At 61.4% G+C, this 10,998-nt stretch carries 6 protein-coding genes; 4 read left to right on the forward strand and 2 right to left on the reverse strand.

Translation table 11 applies throughout. From position 1 onward, the window contains the following. Window positions 1–154 precede the first annotated feature (154 nt). Genes GIW79_RS14945 through GIW79_RS14955 form a run of 3 tightly spaced genes read left to right on the forward strand, consistent with a single transcriptional unit; the run spans window position 155 to window position 5,934 of the window. Window positions 155–3,376, forward strand: a complete 3,222-nt coding sequence (locus GIW79_RS14945) for an efflux RND transporter permease subunit (RefSeq protein WP_089042219.1) — start codon at window positions 155–157, stop codon at window positions 3,374–3,376. Beyond that, on the forward strand, window positions 3,366–4,535 hold the full coding sequence (locus GIW79_RS14950) for an efflux RND transporter periplasmic adaptor subunit (RefSeq protein WP_181125308.1): 1,170 nt from the start codon (window positions 3,366–3,368) through the stop codon (window positions 4,533–4,535). The genes GIW79_RS14945 and GIW79_RS14950 overlap by 11 nt, the downstream gene beginning before the upstream one ends. After that, a complete protein-coding gene (locus GIW79_RS14955; RefSeq protein ID WP_205548649.1) occupies window positions 4,519–5,934 on the forward strand; it encodes an efflux transporter outer membrane subunit in 1,416 nt (471 codons plus the stop codon). The genes GIW79_RS14950 and GIW79_RS14955 overlap by 17 nt, the downstream gene beginning before the upstream one ends. A gap of 123 nt (window positions 5,935–6,057) precedes the next feature. Here the strand turns inward: GIW79_RS14955 and GIW79_RS14960 are convergent, their stop codons facing one another. Together GIW79_RS14960 and GIW79_RS14965 are read right to left on the reverse strand one after the other, a co-directional pair. Then, window positions 6,058–7,341 carry a Zn-dependent hydrolase gene (locus GIW79_RS14960; RefSeq protein WP_236455075.1) on the reverse strand — a complete coding sequence of 428 codons (1,284 nt, stop codon included), beginning with the start codon at window positions 7,339–7,341 and terminating at the stop codon, window positions 6,058–6,060. A 145-nt stretch (window positions 7,342–7,486) separates the two neighbouring features. Further along, a complete protein-coding gene (locus GIW79_RS14965; RefSeq protein ID WP_034127956.1) occupies window positions 7,487–8,974 on the reverse strand; it encodes an NCS1 family nucleobase:cation symporter-1 in 1,488 nt (495 codons plus the stop codon). A 593-nt stretch (window positions 8,975–9,567) separates the two neighbouring features. On the opposite strand from GIW79_RS14965, the gene hydA reads away from it, so the two are divergent. Further along, a partial coding sequence (hydA, locus tag GIW79_RS14970) for a dihydropyrimidinase (RefSeq protein WP_236477383.1) occupies window positions 9,568–10,998 on the forward strand: 1,431 nt, incomplete at its 3' end.

The following is a 10,998-nucleotide window of genomic DNA, read 5'->3' on the forward strand; positions in this document are numbered from 1 at the left end:
CTTGATGAGCCGCCCTTCCTGGAACAAATGAATCCCTATGAAAGTATCTTCAGCCCTTGACTAAAACTTCCTTCACCTGGCTGAAAGGTGCGTGTTAGGTGGGTCGGTCAAGACTGCCGGGGTTTGCAATCCTGCTCTTCTCGGAGACTCACGCATGCTCGGGCTGGTAAAGACCGCACTGCACAAGCCGTACACCTTCATCGTGCTGGCTATATTCATCTGCATCATCGGGCCGATGGCGGCCCTGCGTACGCCCACGGATGTTTTTCCCGATATCGGCATTCCCGTGGTCGCCGTGGTGTGGCAGTACAACGGCCTGTCTCCGGACGCCATGGCCGGCCGGGTGATCTACACCTACGAACGCTCCCTGAGCACCACCGTCAACGACATCGAACATATCGAGTCGCAATCGTTGCCCGGCATGGGCATCGTCAAGATCTTCTTCCAGCCTGGCGTCGATATCCGTACCGCCAATGCCCAGGTCACGGCGGTGTCACAAACCGTGCTCAAGCAAATGCCACCGGGCATCACCCCGCCGCTGATCCTCAACTACAGCGCTTCCACGGTGCCGATCCTGCAAATGGCGTTCTCCAGCCCCAGCCTTTCGGAAGCCAAAATTCGCGACCTGGTGCAGAACAATATCCGCCTGCCCTTGAGCGCCCTGCCCGGCCTGGCCATGCCCACCCCAATGGGTGGCAAGCAACGGCAGATCACCCTCGACCTCGACCCTCAAGCCCTGGCCGCCAAAGGCTTGTCGGCCCAAGACGTGGGCAACGCCCTGGCGCTGCAGAACCAGATCATCCCGGTGGGCACCGCCAAGCTCGGCCCCAACGAATACACGATCCTGCTCAACAACAGCCCCAAGGCGATTGATGAGCTCAACGACTTGCCGATCAAGACCGTCGACGGTGCGCTGATCACCATCGGCCAAGTGGCCCATGTGCGCGACGGTTCACCACCGCAAACCAATATCGTGCGGGTCGACGGCCATCGCGCCGTGCTGATGCCGGCGCTGAAAAACGGCAGCATCTCCACGCTTTCGATCATCGACGGTATCCGGCAGATGCTGCCGCGCATCAACGAAACCTTGCCACCGTCGCTGAAAACCTCGCTGCTGGGCGATGCCTCGGTGTTCGTCAAGCAGTCGGTGGGCAGCGTGGCCCAGGAAGGCATCATTGCCGCACTGCTCACCAGTGCGATGATCCTGCTGTTTCTCGGCAGTTGGCGCTCGACCTTGATCATCGCCGCGTCGATTCCTCTGGCAGTGCTGTCGGCCATCGCGCTGTTGGCCGTCAGTGGGCAAACCCTCAACGTGATGACATTGGGCGGGCTGGCGTTGGCGGTGGGCATCCTGGTGGACGACGCCACGGTGACCATCGAGAACATCAACTGGCACCTGGAGCAAGGCAAGGCGGTGAAGGCCGCGATTCTCGACGGCGCCGCGCAAATCGTCGGCCCGGCTTTCGTCTCGCTGTTGTGCATCTGCATCGTGTTCGTGCCGATGTTTTTGCTGCAAGGCATCGCCGGTTACCTGTTCCGGCCAATGGCGCTGGCGGTGATCTTTGCCATGGCCAGTTCGTTCATTCTCTCGCGTACCCTGGTGCCGACGCTGGCGATGTATTTGCTCAAACCACATAGGCCGGAGGCAGGCGCGGGGCATCATCCGGAAGATGCATTCATCAATCACCACGAGGGTGAACAGCACGTGAGGCCGCGCAATGCGTTGCTGCAATCGGTGCTGAATTTTCAACAGGGATTCGAACGACACTTTTCCAATATCCGCGACACCTACCATGGCCTGCTGACGCTGGCGCTGGGCGCACGCAAGCGCTTTATTGTCGGGTTCCTGGCCTGCGTACTCGCGTCGTTCCTGCTGTTGCCGAGCCTGGGCCAGGACTTTTTCCCGGCCACCGATGCGGGTGCCTTGGCCCTGCATGTGCGCTTGCCACTGGGCACGCGCATCGAAGAAAGCGCCGCGGCGTTCGACCGCATCGAAGAGCGGATCCGCGAGGTCATCCCGGCCGAAGAACTGGACACCATCGTCGACAATATCGGCATTCCGCTCAGCGGCATCGACATGGCCTACAGCAGCAGCGGCACCATCGGCCCGCAAGATGGCGATATTCAAGTCAGCTTAAAAACGCACCACGCGCCCACCGCCGACTATGTGAAAAAACTGCGCGAAGCCCTGCCGCAAAGTTTCCCCGGCAGCCACTTTGCGTTCCTGCCGGCGGACATCAGCAGCCAGATCCTCAACTTCGGCGCTCCCGCCCCTCTGGACGTCAAAATCTCCGGGCGCAATGACGCGGAAAACCGCGCCTATGCCGTCGAGCTTGAACGGCGCTTGCAACATGTACCGGGGATTGCCGACCTGCGGATCCAGCAGTCCACCGGCTACCCCTCGCTGCAAGTAAACGTGGACCGTATGCGCGCCAATGGCCTGGGCATCACCGAGCGTGACGTCACCAACAGCATGGTCGCCTCCCTCGCCGGCAGCTCGCAAACCGCGCCGACCTTCTGGCTCAACCCGGCCAACGGCGTGTCTTACTCCATCGTCGCCGCCACCCCGCAATACCGCCTCGACAGCCTGCCGTCCCTGGAAGCGCTGCCAGTGACCGGTGCCGATGGGCAGGCGCAAATTCTCGGCGGCGTGGCAACCATCTCCCGGGTACAGAGCCCGGCCGTGGTGACCCACTACAACATCGAGCCTACCCTGGACCTGTACGCCAACGTGCAAGGCCGCGACCTCGGCGGTGTGGCCCGTGATGTGCAAAAGGTGCTGGATGACACTGCGTCCCTGCGCCCCAAAGGCGCGACCATCAGCCTGCACGGGCAGATCGATGCGCTGCATGAGGCGTTCAGTGGTTTGAGCTTCGGACTGCTCGGCGCGGTGGTGCTGATCTACTTGCTGATCGTGGTCAACTTCCAATCATGGGCCGACCCTTTTGTGATCATCACGGCGTTGCCGGCAGCATTGGCGGGCATCGTGTGGATGCTGTTTCTCAGTGGCACCTCGTTGTCGGTGCCAGCACTCACCGGCGCCATCTTGTGCATGGGCGTGGCCACCGCCAACTCGATCCTGGTGGTGAGCTTCTGCCGTGAGCGCCTGGCCGAACACGGCGATGCGTTGAAAGCCGCGCTAGAAGCCGGCTATACGCGCTTTCGCCCGGTGTGCATGACCGCCCTGGCAATGATCATTGGCATGTTGCCCCTGGCGATTTCCGAGGAGCAGAACGCCCCGCTCGGCCGGGCGGTCATCGGTGGCCTGGTCTTCGCCACCATCGCCACTTTGTTGTTTGTTCCCGTGGTCTTCAGCCTGGTCCACGGTCGTCATCCTACTCGCGCAACTGCTGGAGAAACGCCCCATGTCGCCTGATCAAAAACCCTCGCGCAAGCGTCTGATGCTCCTGGGTGTGGGTGGCCTGACGTTGGCTGCCCTGTTAGTCGCCAGCGGCCTGCACGCGCGTACGCTGCACGAGCAGTCGGTCACCGCCTGGACCGAAGCCGCCGCCGTCCCCCAGGTAATGGTGTTCCAACCCAAGCCAAACGCCGGCGGTGACACCCTGCGCCTGCCCGCCCACCTGGACGCATGGAGCAAAGCGGCGATCCATGCGCGGGTCAGCGGCTACTTGAAGGACTGGAAAGTCGACATCGGTGCCCAGGTCAAGGCCGGGCAAATCCTCGCCGAAATCGACAGCCCAGACCTCGACCAACAACTGGCCCAGGCCCATGCCCGCCTGATCCAGCAACAAGCCAATGCACGCCTGGCAGCCACCACGGCGACCCGCTGGCAAAACCTGCTGGCCAGCCATTCGGTATCGCGCCAGGACGCCGATGAGAAAACCTCCAACGCCGCAGCCGCCAAGGCCAACACCGAAGCCGCGGCAGCGGACTACGCACGACTGTGCGCCCTGGAAAGCTACAAGACCCTTCGAGCGCCATTCGCTGGCACCATCACTGCCCGCAACACGGACATCGGCCAGTTGATCAAGGCCGATAACGCCAGCGATCCGGAACTGTTCAACATTGCCGACACCCACCAATTGCGCTTGTACGTGCCGGTGCCGCAGAACTATGCAGCGGTCATTCATACGGGCCTTGAGGCCGAACTGACCGTCCCCGAGCACCCCGGCGAGCACTTCAAGGCACACCTGATCGGTGACTCCACTGCCATCGACCGCCGCTCTGGCACCCTGCTCGCCCAGTTCGTTGCCGACAACCCCAACGGCGAACTGCTGCCAGGCGATTACGCCGAAGTCACCCTGCCGATTCCGGCCGATACCCATGGCGTGAGCATCCCGGCCAGCGCCTTGATCTTCCGCGCCCAGGGCACCCAGGTTGCGGTACTGGACGGTCGCAACCATGTGCACCTGCAAGACATTCATATTGGCCTGGACCTCGGCGAGCGCCTGGTGATCGACCAAGGCCTGAAGCCTGCTGACCGCATCATCGACAACCCGCCCGACGCCCTGCGCGAAGGCGACCCGGTGCAACTGGCCGACGCCTCGGGAGGTGCGCATGCGCCCAAGGCTTAAGCCGCTGGCGGCACTGATGGTACTGGCGTTGCAGGGTTGCTCGATGGCGCCCACCTATACGGTGCCGTCGATTGACCTGCCCGCCCACTACCGCGAACAAACCAGCGATGGCCCCTGGCACAGCGCGCAACCGTCGGATCAACTGGCGCCCCAGTGGTGGCAGCTTTACAACGATTCGCGCCTGAACGCGCTGCAACAGCAACTGCTCAAGGCCAACCCGGACCTTGCCGCGGCGCTGGCGCACTTCGATGCGTCCCAGGCCTATGCCAGTCAACTGCACGCGGGCCTTTTCCCGCAAATCACCGCCAGCGTGCAACCGCTGCGCCAGCGTCAATCGGATTCACGACCGTTACGCGGTACTACACAGCCGTCGGTGTACAACAGCAATACCGCTGGGTTCTCCCTGGGATACGACCTCGACCTGTGGGGCAGAATCCGCAACCAGGTCGCCGCGGGCGATGCCCAGGCACAAGCGTCCTTTGATGATTTGGCGGTGGTGCGCTTGAGCCTCCAACAGCAGTTGGCGAGCCTGTATGTGCAGCTCAATGGGCTGGATGCGCAGCGCCGAATCCTGAGCACTTCGTTGCAAGACTTCAGCCAGGCGCTGCAACTGACCCGCAGCCGTTATGAAGGCCAGATTGCCTCGGAATTGGACCTGACCCGCGCGCAGAACCAACTGGCCGAAGCCAAGGCGCAGCTGGACGAAGTGCGTGGCCAGCGCAACCTCGCCGAGCATGCCATCGGCGAATTGGTGGGCGTGACGGCCAGTGATTTTTCATTGCCGCCCAGCCCGCAGCTAATGGCGTTGCCAAGCATTCCGGCGCAGTTGCCCAGCCACTTGCTGCAGCGTCGTCCAGACATTGCCGCAGCTGAACGTCGTGTGTTTGCGGCCAACGCAACGATCGGCGTGGCCAAGGCGGCGTGGTTCCCGGATTTCAGTTTGACCGGTGTGCTGGGCGGGCAGACCCAAGGCGTTGGCAACCTGCTGTCCGCCGGCAACCGGTATTGGGCACTGGGGCCGCTGATGAACCTGCCGATCTTCGATGGCGGACGCTTGAGCGCCAACGAGCGCCAGGCCAAGGCCGAATTCGAGGAAGCCTCGGCACAGTACCGTACCCACGTATTGAAAGCCGTGCGTGAGGTGGAAGATAACCTCGCGCAACTGCGGGATTTGCAGCAGCAAGCCGAGGACGAACAAGCGGCCGCAGAGGCGGCGCAACATACCCAAGCCTTGGCGATGAACAGCTATCAGGCCGGGGCGGTGAGTTACCTGGACGTGGTCACCGCCCAAACCGCCGCGTTGCAGGCACAGAGAACGTTGCAGGCGGTGCAGACCCGGCAGTTGCAGGCGAGCGTGGGACTTTTGACCGCACTCGGCGGCGGCTGGCAGCCGGGTTAATACCCACTGATCGTTCCCACGCTCTGCGTGGGAATGCACCCTGTGACGCTCCGCGTCACGATTTCAAGGGCGGACGCAGAGCGTCCTGAGCGGCGTTCCCACGCGGAGCGTGGGAACGATCATTCAGGCGGCTAACTTGCCGCTGGCAATGGCCGCTGAAGCGGCCACCATCGCGCGCAACAACACCGCACAACCTGCCGCCAGGTCATCCGGCGCGGCATTTTCGATTTCGTTGTGGCTGATGCCGCCTTCACACGGTACAAAGATCATCCCCGCCGGGCCCAGCTCAGCGACGAAAATCGCGTCGTGCCCTGCCCCGCTGACGATGTCCATGTTCGACAAGCCCAAGCCATTGGCGGCATCGCGCACCGCCTCCACGCAGCCTTTGTCGAAGTACAGCGGCGGGAAGTCCGCCGTGGGCTGCATATCGAAACTCAAGCCATGTTTGGCGCAGGTGTCATCGATCACCTGACGCACCTGGGCAATCATCGAGTCCAGCCGTGCCGGTTCCAGATGACGAAAATCCAGGGTCATGCGCACCTCACCGGGAATCACGTTGCGCGATCCCGGATACGCTTGCAGGCACCCCACCGTGCCGCATGCATGGGGCTGGTGCGCCAAGGCCGCAGCGTTCACGGCGGCCACCACCGCTGCCGCGCCTACCAGGGCATCCTTGCGCAAGTGCATGGGTGTAGGGCCGGCATGGGCTTCAACACCGCGCAGCTTCAGGTCAAACCACTTTTGCCCGAGGGCGCCGAGCACCACGCCGATAGTTTTGTGTTCATCCTCCAGAATCGGCCCTTGTTCGATATGGGCCTCGAAATACGCGCCGACCTTATGCCCGCTGACCGACCGTGTTCCGGCATAACCAATCGCGTTCAACGCATCCCCCACGCTGACGCCGTCCGTATCGACCTTGGCCAGGGTATCGGCGAGGCTGAACTTCTCGGCAAACACCCCTGAGCCCATCATGCACGGCGGGAAACGCGAGCCTTCTTCGTTGGTCCATACCACCACTTCCAGCGGCGCCTCGGTTTCCACATTCAGGTCGTTAAGGGTGCGCAGCACTTCCACACCGGCCAGCACGCCGAAGCAACCGTCGAACTTGCCGCCGGTGGGCTGGGTGTCGATATGGCTGCCGGTCATCACCGGTGGCAGGTCGGGATTGCGGCCGGGACGGCGCGCAAAGATATTGCCGATGCCGTCGATGGTCACGGTGCAACCCGCCGCTTCACACCACTGCACGAAGAGATCGCGAGCCTTGCGGTCGAGGTCGGTAAGGGCCAGGCGACACACTCCGCCTTTGGGGGTGGCGCCGAGTTTGGCCAGGTCCATCAGCGACTGCCACAGACGGTCGCGGTTGATGTGCTGATGGGTCGATTGCAGAACGTCGAGGGCAGCGTTCATGGGGGTCTCCTCAGGCTACAGGTTCTTATGAATTAACGCGGTCAACTGTGGGAGCTGGCTTGCCTGCGATAGCGGTGTGTCAGGCGACACGGCTTTAACTGATAGTCCGCTATCGCAGGCAAGCCAGCTCCCACCTGAACCGTGTTTACAACGGGGATTTGGCGGTGAGTGGAGTGCTAGCGCGCTTGGCATTGAGCCCGTAATACAACACCCCGCCCAACGCCGAGCCGGTGAACCAGCCGTAGCTGTAGAACCAGCTGAACGCATCGCTGCCCAGCGACAGCAGCGTCAGCACCACCGGTACGCCAAAGGCGACAAAGCCGCTCCAGTTCCAGGCCGGGTACACGTCGTCGCGGTACAGGCCGGCCAGGTCCAACTGTTGTCTGCGGGTGATGAAATAGTCCACCACCATGATCCCGGCAATCGGCCCCAGCAGGCTTGAATAGCCCAGCAGCCAATTGGAATACACGGTTTCCAGGCTGACGTCCGAGACAATCAGCCCGAGTTTTTTCAGCAGTTCATGGGCCATCAACGCCAGCCCTACCAGGCCGGTGAGGATCACCGCCGTAGTGCGGTTGATCAGCTTGGGCGCGATGTTCTGGAAGTCGTTGGTGGGCGAGACGATGTTCGCCGCAGTGTTGGTGGACAAGGTGGCGACGATGATCAGCGCCATGGCGATGGCCACCCACACCGGGCTCTGGATATGACCAATCAGGCTCACCGGATCGGAGACGCTCACCCCCACCAGTTTCACCGAGGCGGCGGTCATGACCACGCCGAGGGCGGCGAACAGGAACATGGTCAGCGGCAAGCCGAAGATTTGCCCCAGAATCTGGTCTTTCTGGCTGTTGGCGTAGCGGCTGAAGTCGGGAATGTTCAGTGACAAGGTGGCCCAGAAGCCCACCATCGCCGTAAGCCCCGCCATGAAGTAACCGGTGAGGCTGGCGCCTTCGGGGCGCTTGGGTGGAATAGCCATCAGCTCGCTGAGGGACACGTTCGGCATCGCCCATACCAGCAGACCAACTCCTACGGCGACCAACAGCGGCGCCGACAAGGTTTCCAGGCGCTTGATCGACTCGGCGCCGCGCAGCACCACCCACAGGTTCAAGCACCAGAACAGCATGAAACCGATCACCTCACCGGTCCCGCCGAGGGCTTTCCAGCCGTCGAAAATCGAGCCCAGGAACAGGTGGATCGCCAGACCGCCAAACATCGTCTGGATACCAAACCAGCCGCAGGCCACCAGCGCGCGGATCAGGCACGGTACGTTGGAACCGAGGATGCCAAAGGACGAACGCAACAGCACCGGAAACGGAATGCCGTACTTGGTGCCGGGAAACGCGTTGAGGGTCAGCGGGATCAACACCACGATATTGGCCAGCAGGATCGCCATCAGCGCCTCCCCCACCGACAGCCCGAAATACGCCGTGAGCACCCCACCCAGCGTGTAGGTGGGCACGCAGATCGACATGCCGACCCACAGCGCAGTGATGTGCCATTTGTTCCAGGTGCGCTCGTGCACTTTGGTAGGTGCCATATCGTGGTTGTAGCGAGGGCTGTCGAGGACGTCGGGGCCGGCGTCGAGTTCGTACAGGCCGTTGCGCTCGATGACTTGCGATCTGTTCTGTTGCATGGCCGCTCCACGGTTTTTTTAAAATTATTGTTGCTCACCTGCACGCTAGGTTCAGGTGGCCGGAGTACCGCATCAACAACATGACATCCAGGGTTCCGGCCAACTGCCCGTGCACTCAATAACCGTGCCGACAACCGCCTCTGAACCCGCACCGCTTGTATAACTTGCTGATGTTTATCAGCTTTCCAATTGAGCCTGTGCTACTTGCCGCACGCGTCAGGCTAAACAATACGCAAGTTGCCGGAACCTGCAGGTCTCAAACTGGTGCATCACAATTATTTTTATTTCTCGACGCCGTCAAGCGGCATATCTCAAGCGCCTGATTTGCAATAAGAAATATTGAACAGATCAAGAACCTGTCAAGTGCGTCAAAACAGGGTTGGCGTGCTTCATTTTGGTGAAAATAGTATTTTTACCTTATAAATCAATTAGATAAAAACATTAAAAGCTTGATAAAAATCTTCTTGCTCATTCGAAAAACTCGGGCTAGTTTCTATTCCTGTCACCGATGACAGGAATTAACCGACCCTCGGTACGCAGCATTACAACACTTAGAACTGGCACAAGCCGGTCAAGCCTGTGAGGAACTCGACATGTCGCTGTTGATCCGTGGCGCCACCGTTATTACCCATGATGAAAGTTACCGCGCCGATGTGTTATGCGCAGAGGGTCTAATTCGCGCCATTGGCACGAATCTGGATATTCCCACAGGCTGCGAAATACTCGATGGCAGCGGCCAATACCTGATGCCAGGCGGCATTGACCCCCATACCCATATGCAACTGCCCTTCATGGGCACCGTGGCCAGTGAAGACTTTTTCAGTGGCACGGCGGCAGGCTTGGCCGGTGGTACCACGTCGATCATCGACTTCGTGATTCCCAACCCACAGCAATCGCTGATGGAAGCTTTCCACCAGTGGCGCGGCTGGGCCGAAAAGTCTGCCGCCGACTACGGGTTTCATGTAGCGATCACTTGGTGGAGCGAGCAGGTACGCGAGGAAATGGCCGAGCTGGTCAGCCATCACGGCATCAACAGCTTCAAGCATTTCATGGCCTACAAGAACGCGATCATGGCTGCCGATGACACCTTGGTCGCCAGTTTCGAACGCTGCCTGGAACTCGGCGCGGTGCCCACGGTGCATGCCGAAAATGGCGAGCTGGTGTACCACCTGCAACGCAAGCTGATGGCCCAGGGTATCACCGGGCCGGAAGCCCATCCGCTGTCGCGTCCGTCCCAGGTGGAAGGCGAAGCGGCCAGCCGTGCCATCCGGATTGCCGAGACCATCGGCACGCCGCTGTACCTGGTGCATGTGTCGACAAAGGAAGCCCTGGATGAAATCACTTATGCCCGTGGCAAGGGCCAGGCGGTGTACGGTGAGGTGCTCGCCGGCCACCTGTTGCTCGATGACAGCGTGTACCAGCACCCCGACTGGCAGACCGCCGCCGGCTATGTGATGAGCCCGCCATTCCGCCCACGCGGGCACCAAGAGGCGCTGTGGCACGGCCTGCAAGCGGGCAACCTGCACACCACCGCCACCGACCACTGCTGTTTCTGCGCCGAGCAAAAAGCCGCCGGGCGTGACGACTTCAGCAAGATCCCCAACGGTACCGCCGGCATTGAAGACCGCATGGCGCTGCTGTGGCACGAAGGCGTCAATACCGGGCGTTTGTCGATGCAGGAATTTGTCGCGCTGACCTCCACCAACACCGCGAAGATCTTCAACCTCTACCCACGCAAAGGCGCGATACGCGTAGGCGCCGATGCCGACCTGGTGCTATGGGACCCCGAGGGCACGCGGACCATTTCCGCCAAGACCCACCATCAGCAGGTGGACTTCAACATCTTCGAAGGCAAGACCGTGCGCGGCGTGCCCAGCCACACCATCAGCCAGGGCAAGCTGGTATGGGCCGATGGTGACCTGCGCGCGCAGCGAGGGGCCGGGCGGTATGTGCAGCGGCCGGCGTATCCCTCGGTGTTCGAGCTGTCTCTTTATACACATCTCCGAGCCCACGAGACCACGGAA

The sequence above is a fragment of the Pseudomonas sp. PA-7-1E genome (assembly GCF_021605325.1).
In the GTDB taxonomy this organism is placed as follows: Bacteria; Pseudomonadota; Gammaproteobacteria; order Pseudomonadales; family Pseudomonadaceae; genus Aquipseudomonas; species Aquipseudomonas fluorescens_BV.

Bases quoted from the DNA above. Each gene is read 5' to 3' on its own strand.
- GIW79_RS14960 (WP_236455075.1), bottom strand. From the start codon at position 7,341: ATGAACGCTGCCCTCGACGTTCTGCAATCGACCCATCAGCACATCAAC.
- GIW79_RS14955 (WP_205548649.1), top strand. From the start codon at position 4,519: ATGCGCCCAAGGCTTAAGCCGCTGGCGGCACTGATGGTACTGGCGTTG.
- GIW79_RS14945 (WP_089042219.1), top strand. From the start codon at position 155: ATGCTCGGGCTGGTAAAGACCGCACTGCACAAGCCGTACACCTTCATC.
- GIW79_RS14965 (WP_034127956.1), bottom strand. From the start codon at position 8,974: ATGCAACAGAACAGATCGCAAGTCATCGAGCGCAACGGCCTGTACGAA.
- GIW79_RS14950 (WP_181125308.1), top strand. From the start codon at position 3,366: ATGTCGCCTGATCAAAAACCCTCGCGCAAGCGTCTGATGCTCCTGGGT.